The sequence below is a fragment of the Pseudomonas sp. 8_5_2 genome, assembly GCF_059295255.1.
The window spans coordinates 1,381,866-1,400,836 of sequence record NZ_CM181238.1; the positions used below are offsets into that span (position 1 = coordinate 1,381,866).

Consider the following 18,971-nt stretch of genomic DNA (forward strand, 5'->3'; position numbering starts at 1 on the left):
GATCAACGGCGATCAACCCGGCGGCACACCGTGATGAATACAGGCAAAGGCGCCTGGAGCTTCGGCTCCAGGCGCTTTTTTTTTGATCGAGGATCGGCTTATGAAGGCAACAGCGAGCAGCGCGCAACAACAGCGACTGGTCATCGTCGGCAACGGCATGGTCGGCCACCATTGCGTCGAGCAACTGGTCAGCCGTGGCGCCCTGCAGCGCTTCGAGGTGCGGGTGTTTGGTGAAGAACGCCAGCGCGCCTACGACCGCGTGCACCTGTCCGAGTACTTTGCTGGCAGCTGTGCCGAAACCCTGGCCCTGTGCGAGCACGATTTCTACAACACTAACGGCGTTCACCTGCACCTGGGCGAAGCCGTGCTGGAAATCGACCGCGAGCGTTGCGAGGTGATCACCAGCGAGGGCCGTTACGGCTACGACCACCTGGTGCTGGCCACTGGTTCATACCCCTTCGTACCGCCGATCGAAGGCTCCAGCGGCCATGCCCGCCTGGTCTACCGCAGCCTTGACGACCTTGATGCCATTCGCGCTGCTGCCGCCGATGCCCGCCGTGGCGTGGTGGTCGGTGGTGGCCTGCTTGGCCTGGAGGCCGCCAACGCCCTGAAGTCGCTGGGCCTGGAAGCCCATGTGGTGGAGTTCGCGCCCCGGCTGATGCCGGTGCAACTGGACGGCGAAGGCGGTGCCGCGCTCAAGGCGCAGATCGAAGCGCTGGGCGTGGGTGTGCACCTGTCGCGCGCCACCCAGTCGATCAGTGCCGGTGAGGCCTACCGCTATCGCATGAACTTCGATGGCGGCGAGCACCTGGAAACCGACCTGATCGTGTTCTCCGCCGGCATTCGCCCGCAAGATGCCCTGGGCCGTGCCTGCGGCCTGGACATCGCCGCGCGGGGCGGCGTGGTAATCGACGACCACTGCCGCAGCAGCGACCCGCGCATCTTCGCCATTGGCGAGTGCGCCTCGTGGAACGGCAGCGTGTTCGGCCTGGTCGCCCCGGGCTACAGCATGGCGCGCAACCTGGCAGCGTTGATGATGGATGAGGCGGCGGTGGCATTCAGCGGTGCCGATATGTCGACCAAGCTCAAGCTGCTGGGCGTGGATGTCGGCTCGATCGGCGACGCCCACGGCGCCACGCCGGGCGCACGCAGCTACCGCTTCATCGACGAAGCCAACAGCGCCTATCGGCGGCTGGTGGTGGATGCCAGCGGCAAGCGGGTACTGGGTGCGGTGCTGGTCGGCGACAACAGTTACTACGACACCCTGCTGCAGTACGCCCAGAACGCTATCGCCCTGCCGGCCGACCCGGCAGCGTTGATCCTGCCGCAAGGCGGTGGCGCGCCGGCCCTGGGCGCCGATGCGTTGCCCGACAGCGCGACCATCTGCTCCTGCCACAACGTCAGCAAGGCCGCGGTGTGCGCCGCCATCGACAGCGGTTGCAGCGACCTCGCTGCGGTCAAGGGCTGCACCAAGGCCGCGACCGGCTGCGGGGGTTGCGCGGCCCTGCTCAAGCAAGTCTTCGAACACGAGCTGACTGCCCGTGGCGTGGCGGTGGACAAGAGCCTGTGCGAGCACTTCGCCTACACCCGTCAGGAGCTGTATGGCCTGGTGCGGGTGGAGGGCATCCGTACCTTCAACCAACTGCTCGAACGCCATGGCAAAGGCCACACTGGCTGTGACATCTGCAAGCCGGCAGCGGGCAACATCCTCGCCTCGTGCTGGAACCAGCCGATCATGGACCCGGCGCTGGTGCCGCTGCAGGACACCAACGACACCTTCATGGCCAACATGCAGAAGAACGGCACCTACTCGGTGGTGCCGCGTATTCCGGGAGGTGAAATCACCCCCGACAAGCTCATCGTCATCGGCCAGGTGGCGAAAAAGTACGACCTGTACACCAAGATCACCGGCGGCCAGCGCATCGACCTGTTCGGCGCCCAGTTGCACGAGTTGCCGCTGATCTGGGGCGAGCTGATCGAAGCCGGTTTCGAGACCGGCCACGCTTATGGCAAGTCGACCCGCACGGTGAAGTCGTGCGTGGGCAGCACCTGGTGCCGCTACGGCGTGCAGGACAGTGTCGCCATGGCCCTGCGCCTGGAAGACCGCTACAAGGGCCTGCGCAGCCCGCACAAGCTCAAGTTCGCGGTATCTGGCTGCACCCGCGAATGTGCCGAGGCGCAGAGCAAGGACATCGGCGTGATCGCCACCGACAAGGGCTGGAACCTCTACGTGTGTGGCAATGGCGGCATGCGCCCGCGGCATGCCGAACTGTTCGCTACCGACCTCGACGACGAGACCCTGGTGCGGTTGATCGACCGCGTGCTGATGTTCTACATCCGCACCGCCGACAAGCTGCAGCGCACGTCGGTGTGGCGCGAGAACCTGGAGGGCGGGCTGGACTACCTGAAGCAGGTGGTCCTCGACGACAGCCTGGGCCTGGCCCACGAGCTGGAGGCGCAGATGCAGCATGTGGTCGAGCAGTATGAATGCGAATGGGCCAACGCCCTCAACGACCCGGAAAAGCTCAAGCGCTTCCGCACCTTCGTCAACGACCATCGCGCCGACCCGGACGTACATTTCGTGCGCGAACGTGAACAACGCCGACCGGCGGCGCCGTTGCACCTGATCCCTACTGTCGAGGAGGCTGTCTGATGAATCTGTCCAATGCTGCTGTGAAAACCCGCGAAAACTGGCAGGCGGTATGCCGGGCGCAAGACCTGGTGGCCGATTCTGGCGTGGTGGTGTGGCTCGACGGTGCCCAGGTCGCGCTGTTCTATCTTCCTGGGCAAGCCCAAACCCTGTACGCGGTGGACAACCGCGACCCACGCTCCGGCGCCAACATCATCGGCCGCGGGCTGGTCGGTAGCGTGCAAGGGGAACTGGTTGTGGCCGCGCCGTTGTACAAGCAGCGCTTCAGCTTGCAGAGCGGGGCATGCCTGGATGATGGGGGCCAGCGGTTGCGGGTGTGGCCGGTGCGGTTGAAGGGTGAGTGGGTGGAATTGGCGGTAGCCTGATCATGGTGCATTGCCCGTGCCGGCCCTTTCGCGGGTAAACCCGCTCCTGACAGATCGCGTCCCGTTGCAGGAGCAGGTTTACCCGCGAAGAGGCCGGGACAGGTGGCCTAGATCACCAGCCCTTGAGGTTTATGCCCGGCAAACACATCCACCAGGCTGGCCACCACCATCTCGCCCATGCGCGTGCGGGTCTGCACCGTGGCACTGGCGCGATGCGGCTGCAGCACCACATCCTCACGCTCGAACAACGCCTCGGGCGCTCGCGGTTCATCGGCAAACACATCCAGCCCCGCCCCCGCGATCTCGCCGGCCTGCAACGCAGCGGTCAAGGCGGGCTCATCCACCAGCTTGCCGCGCGCGATGTTGATCAGGTAACCCTCGCTGCCCAAGGCCCGCAGCACGTCGCGATTGATCAGCGCCTCACCCTTGTCGGCCGCCGCTGCAAGGATCAGCGCATCGCTGTCCTTGGCCAGCTGCAGCAGGTCGGCCTCGAAGCCGTAAGGCACATCCAGCGCCTGCAGGTCGGTGTAGCGAATCGGGCAACCGAACGCGGCCGCCCGCTGCGCCACCGCGCGGCCGACCCGGCCCATGCCGACGATGCCCACGCGCATGCCCGACACTTGACGGGCCAGCGGCAACGGCGCCAGCGGCGTGGGACTGGTGGCCCAATGGCCGGCGCGCACGAAACGGTCACCGGTGCAGATACCCCGGCACAAACCGATCAGCATGCCGATGGCGAGATCGGCGACGTCTTCGGTTAGGGCACCGATGGTCGCTGTCACCTGGATGCCGCGGTCGCGGGCGTAGGCCAGGTCGATCGCGTCGGTGCCGACACCGTTGACCGCAATCACTTCCAGATTGGGCAGGCGCGCCATCAGCGCCTGGCTGATACCAGTGTGGCCGCCGGTGATCACGCCGCGAATATTGTCGGCATGCTGGCTGACATAGGCCTCCTTGTCGGCCTGTTCGTAGTAGCGGTGTACGGTGAACAACTGTTCAAGGCGCTCACGGATCTGCGGGATGAGGATCGGGCTAAGTTGCAGGACTTCTGGTTTCATCGGTCACTCCATCAGGAACAGGGCTCATCGAAAACAAGGTTCAGCCACGGCCAACGAATGGCATGTTGCTGGCCATCACGGTCATGTTCAGTACGTTGGCGTCCAGCGGCAGCGCGGCGATGTAGCGCACCGCGTCGGCCACATGGCGCACGTCGAGCATCGGCTCGGCGGCGATCTCGCCATTGGCCTGGCGCACACCACGGGTCATGCGTTCGGACAGCTCGGTCAGGGCGTTGCCGATGTCCACCTGGCTACAGACGATGTTGTAAGGCCGGCCATCCAGCGCCAGTGCCTTGGTCAGGCCCAGCACCGCATGCTTGCTGGCGGTGTAGGGCGCGGTGAACGGGCGCGGGGTATGCGCCGAGATCGAGCCGTTGTTGATGATCCGCCCGCCTTGCGGCTGCTGGCGGCGCATCAGGCCGAAGGCCGCACGGGCACAGAGGAACACCCCGTCGACGTTGGTGGCGATGACGTTGCGCCAGTTTTCCAGCGGTAGCTCGTCGACCGGTACGGCGGGGGCGTTGATGCCGGCATTGTTGAAGATCACGTCCAGGCGGCCATGTACCTCCTCGATGGTGGCGAACAGCTGCGCGACGCTCTGTTCATCGCGCACGTCAGTGGGTACAGCCATGGCTTCACCGCCCGCTGCCTGCGCGTGTTCGACGACTGCTTGCAGCGGTTCGCGGCGGCGCCCGGCGAGGACCAGGCTGAAGCCGTCTTCCAGCAAGGCGAGGGCGACCGCGCGGCCGATGCCGCTGCTGGCGCCGGTGACCAAAGCGATTTTCTTGTTCTGCTTCATTTCGTCACTCCAGGGGAATCAGGCAGCGTTGGCGGCTTGCCCGACAGGGCGGGGGCCGACGCGCAGGTGCAGTTCGCCGATACCGTCGATGCCGGCATGGATCGTGTCGCCCGGGTTCAGCGGCGCCACGCCGGGCGGGCTGCCGGTCATGATCAGGTCGCCCGGGCGTAGCGGCAGCTGGCGGGACAGCCGGCTGATGACTTCGGCCAACGCCCAGGTCTGCTGACTGAGGTGCGCGCGCTGGCGCTCCTGGCCATTGACCTGCAGCCACAGCGCCGCATTCAGCGGCCAGGCGCATTCGCTGGCGGGGACGATGGCGGTCATGGGTGCCGATGCCTCGAACACTTTGGCCGCTTCCCATGGCAGGCCCTCGGCCTTGGCCTTGCGCTGGTGATCGCGACGGGTCATGTCCAGGCCGGCGGCAAAGCCGAACACGTGTTCCAGGGCATGTTCCGGGGCAATGTTGGCACCGCCCTTGGCGATGGCCGCGACCAGCTCGATTTCGTGGCAGAACTCGTCGGTCTGCGGCGGGAAGGGCAGCTCTCCCGCTGCCTCGACCACATTGCTTGCCGGTTTCATGAAGAACACCGGCTCCTGTGGCGCCGGGCCGTAGGTTTCCGGCCATGGGTAGTTGCGGCCCAGGCAGAACACCCGGCCGACCGGAAAGCGCGCATCGCTGCCGCGGATCGGCAGGCTGACGATGGCCGGCGGGTTGAACAGGTAAGTCATGGGTGGATCCTCCGTTCTGGAGTGGCCAGCGTATGTCACAGGCTGGCCGGCAAAGTTGGACGAAAGCGGGGTTGGGTTGGACTATCCAAGTAACCTGTGCTGGCCTCTTCGCGGGTAAGGTGCTCCTGCAGGGGGACGGTGTGCCCTCGGGGTTGACGCTACCCCTGCAGGAGCGGCTTTAGCCGCGAAGAAGCCAGTACAGCCACAACACCTCAGGCTCAGTCAGCCGTCTTCAGCTCAATGCGATACAGCTTCCCAAGCAGCAGCGAATACGAAAGCGTCCCCATCAACGCCACCCCGCCAATGAACCAGAACGCCATGGCGAACGAACCGCTGGCATGCACGATCGCGCCAATCACGATCGGCGTGACGATGCCGCCAATGTTCGCGGCCAGGCTGGTAACCCCGCCGGTCAGGCCGATAAGCTCCTTGGGGGCCACTTCCGACACCGCCGCCCATGACGACGAAGCGATACCTTGGGCGAAGAACGCCAGGGTGAGGACGGCGATGCACAGCACGTTCGAGTCGGTGAAGTTCACCAGCACGATCGACATGCCCAGCATCGAGCCCACCACCAGCGGCAGCTTGCGGGCGAACGACAGCGAGTAGCCCTTGCGGATCAGAAGGTCGGAGACGATGCCCGCCAGCAGGATGCCGACCGTGGCCCCGATGAATGGCATGACCGCGAAGATGCCGACCTTGATCAACGTCAGCTGGCGCTCTTCGATCAGGTAGGTGGGGAACCAGGTGAGGAAGAAGTACAGCGCCGAGGTGCTGGCGAACTTGCCCAGGCAGATCGCCCACACCTGGCGGTAGCGGAACAGCTCGGCCACTTGGCGCCAGTCGAAACGGGTGCGTTCCTGGCTGCTCTTGATCAGGCCGCCGCCGTTCTCGATGTAGGCCAGCTCTTCCTTGCTGACCTTCTTGCAGTTCAGCGGGTCGCGGTACAGGAACAGCCACACCACGCCAAACACGATGCCGACCAGGCCGGTGCTGTAGAACACATGCCGCCAGTCGTAGGTCGTCGCGAGCCATAGCAGGGCGCCGGTGAACAGCGCAGTGCCCAGGTACTGGCCGCACACGTAGATGCTGCTGGCCATGCCGCGCTCGCGGGCGGGGAACCACACGGTGACGGCGCGGCTGTTGGCCGGGAAGGCCGGGGCTTCCATGGCGCCGACCGCCAGGCGCAGGCCGAACAGCGAGGCAAAGCCGCTGGCCAGGCCCTGGGCCACGGTCACCGCCGACCAGCTGATCAGCGACACGCCGTAGGTCAGGCGCGAGCCGAAGCGGTCGGCGATGAAGCCTGCCGGCACCAGGGCCAGGGCGTAGGTCCAGGCGAAGGCGGAGAAGATCAGGCCCATCTCGACCTTGTCCAGGCCCAAGTCCTTGGCCATGAACGGCGCGGCGATGGAAATGTTCACCCGGTCGACGTAGTTGATGATGGTCGCCACCAGCAGCAGCGACAGCATGAACCAGCGGCGGCGGGTGGGCAGGCGCTGGGCAGGGGCCGCGTCCAGCGCGTACGACGACGCGGCGCGGGGGGTAGGCGTGCTCGACATGAGTCGACCTCGTTTGTTGTTGTTGATAGAGGTTGGGCTGCAGTCCCTTTACTAAGGTGGTCGTACGACTTGTTGAATGCAACGTTGGTTTTAGACCGTTTTTTTCACTAAAGGCGGGGGAGGGCTGAACTGTCCAAAAAAATCGGAAGGCGGGGTTTTGATTGTTTTTTCTGCTGGGTGTCGCATTTTTAGAGGGCTGTGGGGGTTCAAGGTTGCGCGGTTTTTTGCAGACAGGTTTAATTTGAAAAGCTTGGACATCGTACAACTTGCCTTGCCTCGTCGGGCCTCTTCGCGGGTGAACCCGCTCCCACAGAGTCAGCACATGATTTGGGAGCTGCGCTGTACCTGTGGGAGCGGGTTTACCCGCGAAGAGGCCCGCACAGGCAACTTTTTACCTAGAACCTGGAGCCAGCCCAATGCCCCCAAAGCGCGAGGTCCCGACCTACGTCATGCAGCAGCGCAGCGAGCTGATGGACTTCTACATCCGCGACCAGCGCGGGCGCCCCGCCGAAACCTCGCCGCATCGCCACGAGTACTTCCAGATCCAGGTCAACTTCGGCGGTGACACGGTGCAACACATCGGCAGCGTGCAGCGCCCCTTCAAGCGCAACACCCTGGCCTTCATCCTGCCGCACCGGGTGCATGTGATTCCGCACCCGCTCGACAGTGACTTTGTGGTGATCAACTTCTCCCAGACGTTCCTGCTGCCGCACCTGGCCTGTGACCCGATGGATCTGGAAGAGGTGTCGATCCTGCAGGCGCCGGAGCTGTCACCGTTCCGCTTTCAGGAGCATCTCGACTTTTGCCTGGGCGAGGCCGACTTTGCCGAGCTGCGGCAAGTTCTCGACCGCATGCGTGCACTGGATGCCAACCGCCGCTTCGGCACCCGCGAAATCCTCAAGGGCCTGTTGCTGCAACTGATCGGCCAGGTCTGTGGCCTGTATGCCGAGCCGCTGCGTGAACTGGCCGACAGCAATGCAGCGCAGCTCAGCCGCCGCGCTGCGCTGGGCCGCATGAGCGAATACCTGCGCCGGCATATCGACGACCCCGACCTGAACCTGCAGAAGGTCGCCGCCGCCACCTACCTGTCGCCCACCTACCTGACCCACTGGTTGCGCAAGGAAATCGGCAAGACCTTCAGCGAGCTGGTGCTGGAGCGGCGCATGCACGCCGCACGCAACTACCTGCTCAACGGCAGCCGCCCGGTGGGCGAGGTGGCACGGCTGTGTGGCTTTGCCGACGAAGCCTACTTTTCCCGACGTTTCCGCCAGATCCACGGCCTGCCACCCGGGCAGTTCCGCCGCCAGCAGCGCGACCCGGATACGCCGCAGGTGGCGATGCGGTAAGCTTGCCAGCATGAACCTCGACACCCGCATCAAGTACCGCCACCTGCTGTGCTTCCTGGAGATTGCCCGGCAGGGCAGCCTGGCCAGGGCGGCCGACAGCCTGGCAATCAGCCAGCCGGCCATCTCGAAAACCCTCAAGGAGCTCGAAGCGCTGCTGGAAACGCGACTGTTTTCACGCAGCCGCCAAGGTGTGGAACTGACCCCCGCCGGTACGCGTTTCATGCGTTATGCCGGCCCCAGCGTGCAAGCCCTGCGCGACGGTGTCAGCAGCCTGCGGGGTGAAGCGCGGGCGCCGTCGCAGGTGCGCATTGGCGTGCTCTCCACCGTCGAAGGCCTGCTGATGCCCGAGGTGCTGTGCCGCCTGCACCAGCGCCATGAAGCGCTGGTGATCAGCGTGGTCACCGGGGTCAGCGCACAACTGCTCGGCCAGCTGCGCCTGGGCGAGCTGGAACTGGTGGTCGGGCGCATGACCGACAGCCCGCAAATCCAGGGCCTGTCGTTCGAGCACTTGTACAGCGAATCGATGAGCCTGGTGGTGCGGCCCGGCCACCCGCTCTTGGCCAGCTCGCCGGTAGAGCGCACCCAGGTAGGCCGCTACCCGCTGGTGCTGCCGCCTGCGGGCACCACCATCCGCCAGCACGCCGACAGCCTGTTCGTGCAGTGCGCCATCCAGATGCCGGCGCAGCGCCTGGAAACCCTGTCACTGGCCCTGAGCCGGCGCTACCTGCTGGGCAGCGATGCGCTGTGGGTGGCACCGCGCGATGCGGTGCTGCTCGACCTGCGCCGTGGCGACCTGGTCGAGCTCGACCTGGGTGTGCGCGAGCCCGGCGGCTCGGTGGGCATCTGCCGCAATGCCGCCTTGCCGCAGAGCCTGCCGGGGCAGTGGATGTGCGAGGTGCTGCGCGAGGTGGCGGGGCAGTACCGTGAAGGTGCCTACCCTTGAACCCGCGCCGTGAGCAGGGCGCTGAGGGCCTTGAGGTTGTCGTCGCCGAGGCTGCCGCTGGCCGCCATCAGCCGTAGCTGTGCCTGCATGATTGCGTAGCGCTGACGCGCCAGTTGCAGCTGGGTGCGGGTGACCTGCTGTTCGGCATCCAGCACATCGCTGCTGATCCGCGCACCGGCCTCGAAGGCATGGGTGGTAATGCGCAGGTCACTCTGGCTGGAACGCAAGGCCTGTTTCAGCGCCTGGTACTGGCTGATGCCGCCGGTCAGGTTCAGGTAGGCCTGGCGGGCCATGAAGTCGGCCTCGCGCCGGGCATCTTCCAGTTCGTCCTCGGCGGCGCCCTGCAGGGCACGCGCCTCGCGGGTGCGGCTTTGGGTGCCGCCACCGGCATACAGCGGCACGCTGAGTTGCACGCCGACCACGGTCTGGGTGTATTTCTCCTCGGGTACGGTGACGTCGTAGAGGCTGCCACCCACCGAGGCAAAGCGGCCATGTGCGGCCACCAGGTCGAGGGTTGGCAAGTGGCCGGCCTGTTGCTTGTGCACTTCCTGTTCGGCGATAAGCTGGCGTACTTCGGCGGCCTGCACCTTCAGGTTGTGCTGGCGCGCCTGTTCGGTCCAGGCATCCAGGCGGGCCGGTTGCGGGCCACTGAACGCCACCTGCTCATCCAGCCTGGCCAGCTCGCCCGGCGTGCTGCCGGTCAGCCGGGCCAACGCCTGTTGATTCAGGCGCAGGGCATTGCCGGCAGCTATCTGTTCGGCCTGCGCCAGGTCGTAGCGGGCCTGGATGCGCTGCACCTCGTTCTCGGTGCCCGAGCCCTCGCGACGAAAACGCTGCGCCTTGTCCAGTTGCTGGCCGAGGGTGTGTACCTGTTGGCGGCTGGTCGCCAACTGGTCTTCGGCCAGCAGCAGTTCGAAGTAGCTGTCGGCCACGCGCAGCATCAGGTCCTGGCGGGCGGCGAGCAGGTCGATCTCGCCGGCTGTGGCCAGGGCCTTGCCCTGTTCATGGCCAATCACGTTCTGCCAGCGCAGCAGCGGCTGGATCAATACCAGCGCGTAGGCATTGGAGTTGTCCCGGTTGCGTCGGGCGGCCCCACTGTGTTCGCGGTCGACCCAGGCTGCGCCGCTTTCCAGTGAAAGGTGCGGCAGCAGGCTGGCCAGCCCTTGCGGGGCCTTTTGCGCAGCCGCCAGCTGGCGTTGCTGGGCGGCGGCATAGGCCATGTCATGCCCCAGCGCCTGCTGGTAGGTCTGGTACAGGTCGCGGGCCTGAACGGGGCTGGCGCAGATCAGCGACAGCACCAGCACGGCTAGGCGGAGGGGTGTGCATTGTCCGAACACGTCACGGACTCCTTTGCAAGTGAGGGCTTGGGTTGGCGGGGGTTGCGCATCAGCAGCACCATGGGCACGCCGATCAGCATCACCACGCCAAGCAGGCCGAAGAGCATGCTGAAACCGAGCATCTGCGCCTGCTCCCGGGCCTGGACGAAGGCCAGCAGGGCGTTGGCCTGGTCGGCGCCGAGCAGGTCGGTGGACAGCCGCCGCGGGTCAAGGCTGGCCAGGTCCCAGCCACTGGCGAGCAGGCGGTTTTCGTCGACATGCTCGGCGAGCTGGCGGTAACGCGCCCAGGAGAAGCGCGTGAGCAGGGTGGCGGCGATGGCGATACCGACGCTGCCACCCAGCTGGCGCATCAGGTTGAGCACGCCGGAGCCCACCGAGATCAGCTGTGCCGGCAGTTGGCGCATGGCCAGGTTGGTCAGTGGCACGAAGATCATGCCCAGGCCGAAACCACGGATGATCAGCGGCCAGTACAACGTGTCGGGGTTGCTTTGCAGGGTGAACTGGGTGTGCAGATACATGGCATAGCCGTAGACCAGGATGCCCACGCAAATGAAGTAACGCTCATCAATGCGGTTTTCCTGCGACAGCTTGCCGATCACCAGGGTGCTGACAGCGCTGGCCAAGGCCCCGGGGAAGATCACCAGGCCGCTCTGATAGGCGCTTTGTTCGAGCAGCGTCTGCAACAGCAGCGGTACCATGAACAGCGTGCTGTACAGGCCGAAGCCGACGCAGAAGGCACAGACCGAACCCAGCAGGAATTCGCGGTTGTTGAACAGCGCCAGGTTGACGATGGGGTTGGCGACCCGTCGTTCCCAGTAGCAGAAGCCCAGTAGGCCAAGCAGTGCCAGGGCCAGGCACAACAGGCTCAGGTCCGACTCCAGCCAGTCCCAGTGCTCGCCCCGTTCCAGCAGGATCTGCAAGCTGCCGACACCCACCGCGAGCAGTACGAAACCCAGGTAGTCGATGCTTTGCGGGCGCCGTTCGTTGGGCGAGTCGTTCACGCACAGCCAGGCCAGCAGCAGCGCCAGCGCGCCGATGGGCAGGTTGATGAGGAAAATCCAGTGCCAGGAGAACTCGTCGATCAGGTAGCCGCCCACCGAAGGGCCGAGGGTGGGCCCCATCATTACCCCGACCCCGTACAAGGCCAGGCCCGAGCTGACCTTTTCCTTGGGGAACACGTCATAGATGATCGCCTGCGAGATGCCCAGCAGGCCGCCGCCGGCCAAACCCTGCACCACCCGCCACAACACCATCTGCCACAGCTCCTGGGACATGGCGCAACCGAGCGACGCCAGCACGAACAGCGCCGACGACACCAGGTAATAGCGGCGCCGGCCAAACCACGCCGACAGCCAGCCGCTGGCTGGCAGGATCACCACGTTGGCGACGATATAGCCGGTCGAGACCCAGGAGATCTCGTCCACCGAAGCCCCCAGGCTACCCATCAGGCTGGGAATGGCGACGTTGACGATGGTCACGTCGAGCAATTCCATCATCGAGATCAAGGTGACGGTCACCGCCACCAGCCAGGGCGACTTCATAGGGGCTGCCCGCTGTCGCGGGTATCAACCTCGACGAACACACTCATGCCCTGGCCCAGCGCCTGCTGCATGGACGTGGGCAGCTCGCGGAACTCGATTCGCGCCTGCATGCGCTGCACCACCTTGGTGAAGTTGCCGGTGGCGTTTTCCTGCGGCAGTAGCGAGAAGCGCGCCCCGGTGGCCGGCACCAGGCTGTGCACCACACCTTCGAAGTGCTGCCCCGGAAAGGCGTCGACGCTGATGCGCGCCGGTTGGCCGACGCGGACACGGCCGATCTGGGTTTCCTTGAAGTTGGCCACCACCCACATGTGCTCGGTGCTGACCAGGCTCAGCAGCTTTTGCCCGGCGACCACGAACTGCCCTGGCTGCACATCCTTGTGCACGATCACCCCGCCGCGCGGCGAAGCCTGCCGGGTGTCCTGCAGCTCGATGCGGGCCAGCGCCAGTGCCGATTCGGCGGCCTTGATCCGGTACTCCTCCACTTTCAGTGCCGCCTCGTTGGCCAGGGTGCCTTCGCGGGCGGCGGTGGAGTTGTCGCGGGCTGCCTGCAACTGGTGGTTCAGGGCGTTGAAGCGCGCCCGTGCGGCTTCCAGGTCCTGGGTGCTGACCACCCCTTGCCCGGCCAGGCGTTGCGTGCGCTGGTAGTCGCTGCGGGCCTGCTCGACATTGGCCACCAGTTGCCCGATGGTGGCTTGCGCCGCCTGGCTGCGTGCCGCCGCACTGCGGACCTGGCTGTCCATCAGGCCGGGCATGCCGCCTTGCCCGGTGGTCACCAGCGCGCCCAGGTAGTTGGCCCGGGCCTGTTCGACCCGTTGCTGGTATTCGTCCTCACGCACCTGGAACAGCAGGTCGCCTTGCTTCACCCGCGTGTTCTCGTGCACCGGCACCTGCACCACCACGCCGCTGAGCCTGGCCCGGATGGGAATGATCACGCCTTCCACTTCGGCGTTGTCGGTGCTGACGTACTGCCGTGCGTATTGCCAGCGTTGCACGCCCAATGCTGCCAGGCCTGCGATGACCAGCGCCGATACCGCCAGCTTGGCGTATTTGCCTTTCACCATGTCACACGCTCTCGTCCTTGTCGTTGTAGGCCATTACCCCTTGCTCGCGGTGGGCGCAGGCAAGGGGCAGTACTCAGCTGGCGGCGGCCACGCAGTTGCCCTGCGCGATAGCGGTGGCGCGTTGGTGCAGCAGCTCGAGCACGCCGTCCCACAGCACGGTGCGGGCCACCAGCGCGTCGCCAGCGCTTTTGGCCAGGGCCATTTGCTGCGCGGGCTCGCTGACGATCTCGGCGATGATGCGCTTGGCCGCCGGGCCGTGATCGTCTCCGTCCATCTCGATATGGCGTTTGAGGTAGTAGGTGAGCATCGGCACGCTGGCTTCATCGATGGCCCAGCGCTGCAGCAGGCCGCCGAACATGTCGGGGATGATGTCTTCGCGGCCGAAGAAGAAGTACGCCAACACCTGCTCGGTCGAGCCATGCAGGGCAACATCGAGGGTCTTGCTGACGAACACCTTGGCCGGCAGCGGAATATCGACGGTGGTCAACGCCTGGGCCAGCGGCACGCCGGCCTGCAGCAGGGCCTGGAACTGGCGGAACGGCCCGGTGTCGGCGCCGATCTCGTCCATGGCGGCCAGGTAGAGGTCCAGGTGGCTGATGAAGCCACCGGCAGGGTGCTCGTCGGTCTCCTCGCCGGTGACGATCTCGTTGATCAGCCGCGCGGCAATGATGTGGCGTGGCGGCAACCACGGTAGCGTCACGCAGGTCAGGTCGCGCTGGATGCGCTTGAGCAGGGTCATGAAGTCCCACACCGCAAAGACGTGGTTCTCCATCAGCAGGCGTACGTCGTCCAGCGAGCTGATACGGGCGAACAGCGGGTGTGCCAGCAGGGTGCGGCGTTCGTTTTCAATCAATGCATCTACGTCAAAAGACATACTCGGCTCCATGAGTGTGAGGGGTGTGCAGCGGGCGCGGGTCATTGCCCGCTGCGGCCAGGCGGTGGCATTGCTTGCCAGGCGCCGGCATAGGGGAAACGTGCCTTGCAGTAGCGCAGGGCGCCGAAGAAACGCGGTTCGAGCAGCGCCTGGCGGCCGTCGTACCAACCGCTGGCGAGCAGTTGGCGATGCAGGCGTGGCAGGCGCCAGCACGGCACCCGCGGGTACAGGTGGTGCTCCAGGTGATAGTTCGAGCCCAGGTGCAGCAGGGTGCTGAGCCACGCTGTGCGCGAGCGGGCCACCGGCAGTGCAACGCTGGCCTCGAAGGCATGCTCCTGGTAGGCGTTGAGGGCGGACACCAGCAGCGCCAGCAGCAGGCACCCGGCCACGGCGGGCAGCAGCACCGGCCACTGCGCTGCCAGCGCCAGCCACAGTGCCGGCCACAACAGTTGGCAGGCGAGGTTGGCCCTGGCCAGCAGGCGCACCTGGGTGTCCGGCAAAGGCAGCGTGCCGCTGACCTTGGCACCAGGCAGGGCCAGGCGCACGGTCTGCACCAGGTACCACCCGGTGGCATGCAGGCGCGACACCAGCAGCCGGGTGACGGCCAGACGATAACGCCGCAGCAGGCGCCAGTCCGGGTCCTTGGGGCCGCCGTTGTGGCGATGGTGCTGCCAATGGTCGACGAAGTAGCCGGTGACGCAGAAGCCGGTCAGCATCGAGCTCAGCAGCACCGCCAGCAGGCAGCTGAACAGGCGGTTGTCGCTGAGGTTGAAGTGGAAACCCTCGTGGCCCAGGATGCCCATCAGGAACAGACCGTAGCCCGCCGGCAGCAGCAGCGGCAAAGCCAGCGGCCATGCCTGCGGAGCCTGGTCGACAATCGCCACCAGTAGCGCCAGCGGTACGGCGAACAGCAGCAACGCATAGCCGACCACCAGGGTGGTTTCCAGGGCGGACGGCGTCAGCAGGCTGCGCGCCGGGCGTAGCGTGGGCTTGTCCAGTGCCAGTTGCGTCATCGGCCCGGCCTCAGTCGATCAGTTCGGGCTTGAGCGACAGCTGACCGGCCTTGCTCAGGCTGCGCAGGCGCAGGCTGATGAAGGCGTCGACCAGGCTCGGCATCCAACGGGCGGTGTACATGGCCACGCTGCCGAGGAAGGTCAGGCCGCGGTTGCGCAGGCCCGCCTGGGTGCAGGCGCGGACCAGGCCATTGCTGGCGTCATCAAGCTTTTCCTCCAGCGACAGCAGCACCCGTTCGCCACGTTTGAAGCTGACCAGGCGCTTGACCGACAGGCCGACCCGCTCGGCCGGGTCGTGGATGGCCGTGTCGATGAAACCGGGGAACACCGTGACCACGTCGAGCTGGCCTGGGTACTGCATGCGCAGTACGTCCGAATAAGCGCTCATGGCCCGCTTGCTGGTGGCGTAGGCGGCCACATAGGGCGCGTTCACCAGGGCAAACAGCGACGATACGTTGACCACCTTGCCGTGCTTGCGCAGCAGCGCCGGCAGCAAGCGCGAGGTCAGCTGCCAAGGGGCCAGCAGGTTCACTTCGAGGGCGCGGCGCACGTCATCGTTCACCCCCGTCTCGCCACGCTCCAGGGTCAGCACCCCGGCATTGTTGACCAGGATATCGATGTCGCCGAAGCGCTCCAGAATCGAGGTGGCCGCTTCGTCCAGGCGTTCGCGGTCGCACAGGTCGAGCAGGTAGTAGGCGTCGAAATTCAGCGCGGTGTGCGGTTCGAGCTGGTCGATGCCGATCACGGTAGCGCCCTGGCGCTTGAGCTTGCGTGCGGTTTCCAGGCCCAGGCCGCGTGCTGCGCCGGTGATGACGACGATCTTGTTGAGCAGTTTCACAGGGTGACTCCATTGGCAATGCTGAAGGTGGCGCCTTGCAGGTAGCGGTCAAGGTTGGCGGTCATGCTGAAACGCCCGGGTGGGTGGAACTGCAGGCCGCGGGTGCTGGCCAGCCAGTCGCAGCCCAGGTTCGAGCGGATGAAGGCCAGGCCGCCGAGCATCTGGTGGGCCAGGTCGGAGGCGCTGGCCAGTTGTTGCTCGATGCCGTAGCGGGTCAGCAGCAGGCGCGCCAGCAGGTCATCGGCGTCGCCTTGCAGCTGCTCCACTTCCTGCGCCAGGCCTTCCAGGGCGCTCAGGCACAGTTGCAGTTGGCAGGCCAGCTGCACACGCTGCTGGTCGCTCCAGCGGCGCTCGTCGACCGCGCGCTCCACCAGGCCCATGCAGGCGCCCAGGTAGCTGGCGCTGATCAGCAGCTCGAACCAGACGAAGCCGATGGTCTGCACATCGCCCAGCTGCGACTTGAGGCCGGCGGAAAAAATCATCTTGTCGCTGACGTACACATCCTCCAGTCGCAGCTCCAGGCTCTGCGCCCCGGCCAAGGCGCTGTTGCCCCAGAACGGGTGGTGGCTGATGCCCGGTGCGGTCGCCGGGATCATCGCGATCATCAGTTCTTCGCCATGCTCGCCGGCGCGGCTGAAGCTGGCCGTGAGCAGGTCCATCGAGGTGCTCAGGCTGCACGGTTGCTTGCTGCCACTCAGGCGCACGCCGTCTGCCAGTTGCACGGCTTCCATGCCGGCATCGAGAATGCCGCCACCGGGCACGCCTTCAGCAAAGCCCGAAGCCAGCAGCAGGCGCTGCCGGGCGATGGCCGACAACAGCAGGCCTTCGGCGCCTGCGCCCTGGGCCACCACGGCGACCAGGCTCGCCACGGAAAACTGATGCATGGTGCTGGCCACGGCCAGCGAGGGCGACAGGGCACCGAGGGCCAGCTGCACGTGCAGCGCTTCGCGGGCGCTGGCACCCAGGCCCCCGCTGGCCTTGGGCACCAGCAGGGCAACCGGGCCGGTATGCTTGAACCAGTCCACCACCGGGCTGCCTGCAGCCTCGCGCTGTTCGAACGGCAATTCGCTCAGCAGGTTGGCAAAGCCTGGGGCAAAGCGTTGCAGGGCGTGCCTGGCGTTTTGCAGGAGTGACAAGGGCATGGCATCAATCCTTGATCTGGCTGTTCGGGAACAGGCCATGGATGATGGCGCTGATGTTGTCGCGGATCGCTTGCCGGGCAACCGGGTCGAGCATGTCGGCAAGCATCGGCAAGCCCAGGTCGAAGCAGGAGCGGAAGGCGATGCTGGCGCCTTCGGCGGTTTCGCTGACTTGCCACGAGCCGGAAAAGTGGTCGATGTCGCCCGCGGTCTGGCGAAAATGGATATGCAGGTTGGCGGGGTCGAAGACATCGCGCTCCTGCCATTTGAGGATGCCGCTGTGGAAGTTCACCTCCCAGTTGCTCAGCACCTCGTGCTCGTGGATCGACTCGATCTCGATGTTGCGCACCGATTCGCACAACTGCGGGTACACGCTGAAGTTGCTGATGGCGGCGTAGACCTGTTCGGCGCTCTGGCTGGGAACATGGGCGTTCAGGCTGACTTCTTTCATTACGGTGTCCTATTCGAAGGTGCGGGCAATGGCCCGGGCAAAGCCGCCCAGCAGCCACTCAACGTCGCTGTCGCTGTACAGGGCTGGCGGGGTCAGGCGAATTACCCGGTGATCGTTGAGCGAATGGTTGACCACGATGCGTTGGTCGATCAGGTGCATGACCATGTTTGCCGCCAGCCCCGCATCGGCGAACTCCAGGCCCAGCAACAGGCCGGCGCAGCGCAGCTGCACCTGGCTGCCGCAGGGGTGCTGGCGCAGTAGCGTCTGCAGGCCCAGTTGCAGGCGTTGCCCCAGGGCCTCGGCACGCGCCACCAGTTGCTCGCGTTGCATCACTTCGAGGGTGGCCATGACCGCGGCCATGGCCAGTGGGTTGGCGCCGAAGGTGGAGGTGTGCATCAGCGGGTTGCGGTTCAGCGGCGCCTGCATGTCGGCGGTGCAGACCATGGCGCTGACCGGCACGCAACCGCCGGAAAGGCTTTTGCCGACCAGCAGAATGTCGGGTACCACGCCCTCATGCTCGCAAGCCCACCAGCGCCCGGTCCGGCCCATGCCTGACTGGATTTCATCGGCAATCAGTACTGCACCGTATTGGTCGCACAGCGCGCGCACCTGCTGCAGGTAGCCGGCCGGGGGTACGATCACCCCGGCTTCGGCCTGTACCGGTTCGAGGATCACGCAGGCTCGCTCAGGCTGTGCCTGCAGTTGCAGGCGCAGCGCCTCGGCATCACCGAATGGTATGAAGTGGCTGTCACCCAGGCGCTCGCTGAACGGTGAGCGATACAGCGCCCTGCCGGTCACAGCCAGCGCGCCGAGCGTCTTGCCGTGGTAGCCACCGTGGGTCGAGATCACCCGCTGGCAGCCGTTGAGCCAGGCCAGCTTCAACGCCGCCTCGGTGGCTTCGGTGCCGGAGTTGCAGAAGAACACGTATTGCAGCGGGGGTGGGCATACCGCTGCCAGGGCCGCAGCAGCCTGGGCCTGGAACGGGTTGAGCATGAGCTTGCTGGCCATCGGGTGGCTGTGCAGCTGCCGGCTCACCCGCTCGACCACCTGGGGGTGTGAATGCCCGAGCAGGAACACGCCGTAGCCGCCGGCATCCAGGTAGCGGTTGCCGTCCATGTCGAACAGGTAGACACCTTCGCCACTCACCTCGATGGGCAGGTTCATCATCGACGCCAGGCGCGCATAGCCGGCGTTGACGTGGTCGCGGTACTGCGCGCGCACACGTTCGGCATCAAGCCCTTGGGGCAGGGGGATGAAACTGTTCATCG

At 65.8% G+C, this 18,971-nt stretch carries 17 protein-coding genes; 4 read left to right on the forward strand and 13 right to left on the reverse strand.

Annotated elements, in window-relative coordinates:
• Positions 1 to 100 precede the first annotated feature (100 nt).
• Complete coding sequence (gene nirB / locus AC5O5R_RS06330) at positions 101 to 2,653, forward strand: nitrite reductase large subunit NirB (RefSeq protein WP_172228219.1); 2,553 nt, start codon at positions 101 to 103, stop codon at positions 2,651 to 2,653.
• Positions 2,653 to 3,015 carry a nitrite reductase small subunit NirD gene (gene nirD, locus AC5O5R_RS06335; RefSeq protein WP_172228217.1) on the forward strand — a complete coding sequence of 121 codons (363 nt, stop codon included), beginning with the start codon at positions 2,653 to 2,655 and terminating at the stop codon, positions 3,013 to 3,015. Before nirB ends, nirD begins: the two co-directional genes overlap by 1 nt.
• A 107-nt stretch (positions 3,016 to 3,122) precedes the next feature.
• Here the strand turns inward: nirD and AC5O5R_RS06340 are convergent, their stop codons facing one another.
• From AC5O5R_RS06340 to AC5O5R_RS06355, 4 genes are all read right to left on the reverse strand, one after another.
• Positions 3,123 to 4,073, reverse strand: a complete 951-nt coding sequence (locus tag AC5O5R_RS06340; RefSeq protein ID WP_172228215.1) for a 2-hydroxyacid dehydrogenase — start codon at positions 4,071 to 4,073, stop codon at positions 3,123 to 3,125.
• Positions 4,074 to 4,113: 40 nt separating this feature from the next.
• Positions 4,114 to 4,872, reverse strand: a complete 759-nt coding sequence (locus tag AC5O5R_RS06345) for an SDR family oxidoreductase (RefSeq protein ID WP_172228213.1) — start codon at positions 4,870 to 4,872, stop codon at positions 4,114 to 4,116.
• Positions 4,873 to 4,890: 18 nt separating this feature from the next.
• The gene (locus AC5O5R_RS06350) at positions 4,891 to 5,601 is read right to left on the reverse strand and encodes a fumarylacetoacetate hydrolase family protein (protein ID WP_172228211.1); all 711 of its coding nucleotides are present in this window, start codon (positions 5,599 to 5,601) and stop codon (positions 4,891 to 4,893) included.
• 218 nt (positions 5,602 to 5,819) lie between these two features.
• Entirely contained in the window at positions 5,820 to 7,160 is a 1,341-nt protein-coding gene (locus tag AC5O5R_RS06355) for an MFS transporter (protein ID WP_172228209.1), read from the reverse strand.
• Positions 7,161 to 7,576: 416 nt separating this feature from the next.
• On the opposite strand from AC5O5R_RS06355, the gene AC5O5R_RS06360 reads away from it, so the two are divergent.
• Entirely contained in the window at positions 7,577 to 8,506 is a 930-nt protein-coding gene (locus AC5O5R_RS06360; RefSeq protein ID WP_172228207.1) for a helix-turn-helix transcriptional regulator, read from the forward strand.
• A 10-nt stretch (positions 8,507 to 8,516) separates the two neighbouring features.
• Complete coding sequence (gene pcaQ / locus AC5O5R_RS06365) at positions 8,517 to 9,449, forward strand: pca operon transcription factor PcaQ (RefSeq protein WP_494515093.1); 933 nt, start codon at positions 8,517 to 8,519, stop codon at positions 9,447 to 9,449.
• On the opposite strand, the gene AC5O5R_RS06370 is transcribed toward pcaQ, so the two are convergent.
• The 9 genes from AC5O5R_RS06370 to AC5O5R_RS06410 all read right to left on the reverse strand — a co-directional run bounded on the left by AC5O5R_RS06370 (position 9,440) and on the right by AC5O5R_RS06410 (position 18,969).
• The gene (locus tag AC5O5R_RS06370; RefSeq protein WP_172229459.1) at positions 9,440 to 10,786 is read right to left on the reverse strand and encodes a TolC family outer membrane protein; all 1,347 of its coding nucleotides are present in this window, start codon (positions 10,784 to 10,786) and stop codon (positions 9,440 to 9,442) included. The two genes, pcaQ and AC5O5R_RS06370, sit on opposite strands and share 10 nt — an antisense overlap.
• Complete coding sequence (locus tag AC5O5R_RS06375) at positions 10,756 to 12,327, reverse strand: DHA2 family efflux MFS transporter permease subunit (RefSeq protein WP_172229457.1); 1,572 nt, start codon at positions 12,325 to 12,327, stop codon at positions 10,756 to 10,758. Before AC5O5R_RS06375 ends, AC5O5R_RS06370 begins: the two co-directional genes overlap by 31 nt.
• On the reverse strand, positions 12,324 to 13,388 hold the full coding sequence (locus AC5O5R_RS06380; protein WP_172229455.1) for an HlyD family secretion protein: 1,065 nt from the start codon (positions 13,386 to 13,388) through the stop codon (positions 12,324 to 12,326). Before AC5O5R_RS06380 ends, AC5O5R_RS06375 begins: the two co-directional genes overlap by 4 nt.
• A gap of 73 nt (positions 13,389 to 13,461) precedes the next feature.
• Entirely contained in the window at positions 13,462 to 14,262 is an 801-nt protein-coding gene (locus tag AC5O5R_RS06385) for a DUF3050 domain-containing protein (RefSeq protein ID WP_172229453.1), read from the reverse strand.
• 41 nt (positions 14,263 to 14,303) lie between these two features.
• Positions 14,304 to 15,275, reverse strand: a complete 972-nt coding sequence (locus AC5O5R_RS06390; RefSeq protein ID WP_172229451.1) for a fatty acid desaturase — start codon at positions 15,273 to 15,275, stop codon at positions 14,304 to 14,306.
• A 10-nt stretch (positions 15,276 to 15,285) separates the two neighbouring features.
• Entirely contained in the window at positions 15,286 to 16,113 is an 828-nt protein-coding gene (locus AC5O5R_RS06395) for an SDR family NAD(P)-dependent oxidoreductase (RefSeq protein ID WP_172229449.1), read from the reverse strand.
• On the reverse strand, positions 16,110 to 17,255 hold the full coding sequence (locus AC5O5R_RS06400) for an acyl-CoA dehydrogenase family protein (protein ID WP_172286188.1): 1,146 nt from the start codon (positions 17,253 to 17,255) through the stop codon (positions 16,110 to 16,112). Before AC5O5R_RS06400 ends, AC5O5R_RS06395 begins: the two co-directional genes overlap by 4 nt.
• A gap of 4 nt (positions 17,256 to 17,259) precedes the next feature.
• Entirely contained in the window at positions 17,260 to 17,703 is a 444-nt protein-coding gene (locus AC5O5R_RS06405) for a type II toxin-antitoxin system RatA family toxin (RefSeq protein ID WP_172233569.1), read from the reverse strand.
• A 9-nt stretch (positions 17,704 to 17,712) separates the two neighbouring features.
• Positions 17,713 to 18,969 (reverse strand): aspartate aminotransferase family protein, encoded by a 1,257-nt coding sequence (locus tag AC5O5R_RS06410; RefSeq protein ID WP_172286187.1) that lies wholly within the window; start codon positions 18,967 to 18,969, stop codon positions 17,713 to 17,715.
• Positions 18,970 to 18,971 lie beyond the last annotated feature (2 nt).

Coding starts and splice junctions, on each gene's coding strand:
- nirB (WP_172228219.1), top strand. CDS start 101: ATGAAGGCAACAGCGAGCAGCGCGCAACAACAGCGACTGGTCATCGTC.
- nirD (WP_172228217.1), top strand. CDS start 2,653: ATGAATCTGTCCAATGCTGCTGTGAAAACCCGCGAAAACTGGCAGGCG.
- AC5O5R_RS06340 (WP_172228215.1), bottom strand. CDS start 4,073: ATGAAACCAGAAGTCCTGCAACTTAGCCCGATCCTCATCCCGCAGATC.
- AC5O5R_RS06345 (WP_172228213.1), bottom strand. CDS start 4,872: ATGAAGCAGAACAAGAAAATCGCTTTGGTCACCGGCGCCAGCAGCGGC.
- AC5O5R_RS06350 (WP_172228211.1), bottom strand. CDS start 5,601: ATGACTTACCTGTTCAACCCGCCGGCCATCGTCAGCCTGCCGATCCGC.
- AC5O5R_RS06355 (WP_172228209.1), bottom strand. CDS start 7,160: ATGTCGAGCACGCCTACCCCCCGCGCCGCGTCGTCGTACGCGCTGGAC.
- AC5O5R_RS06360 (WP_172228207.1), top strand. CDS start 7,577: ATGCCCCCAAAGCGCGAGGTCCCGACCTACGTCATGCAGCAGCGCAGC.
- pcaQ (WP_494515093.1), top strand. CDS start 8,517: ATGAACCTCGACACCCGCATCAAGTACCGCCACCTGCTGTGCTTCCTG.
- AC5O5R_RS06375 (WP_172229457.1), bottom strand. CDS start 12,327: ATGAAGTCGCCCTGGCTGGTGGCGGTGACCGTCACCTTGATCTCGATG.
- AC5O5R_RS06380 (WP_172229455.1), bottom strand. CDS start 13,388: ATGGTGAAAGGCAAATACGCCAAGCTGGCGGTATCGGCGCTGGTCATC.
- AC5O5R_RS06385 (WP_172229453.1), bottom strand. CDS start 14,262: ATGTCTTTTGACGTAGATGCATTGATTGAAAACGAACGCCGCACCCTG.
- AC5O5R_RS06390 (WP_172229451.1), bottom strand. CDS start 15,275: ATGACGCAACTGGCACTGGACAAGCCCACGCTACGCCCGGCGCGCAGC.
- AC5O5R_RS06400 (WP_172286188.1), bottom strand. CDS start 17,255: ATGCCCTTGTCACTCCTGCAAAACGCCAGGCACGCCCTGCAACGCTTT.
- AC5O5R_RS06405 (WP_172233569.1), bottom strand. CDS start 17,703: ATGAAAGAAGTCAGCCTGAACGCCCATGTTCCCAGCCAGAGCGCCGAA.
- AC5O5R_RS06410 (WP_172286187.1), bottom strand. CDS start 18,969: ATGAACAGTTTCATCCCCCTGCCCCAAGGGCTTGATGCCGAACGTGTG.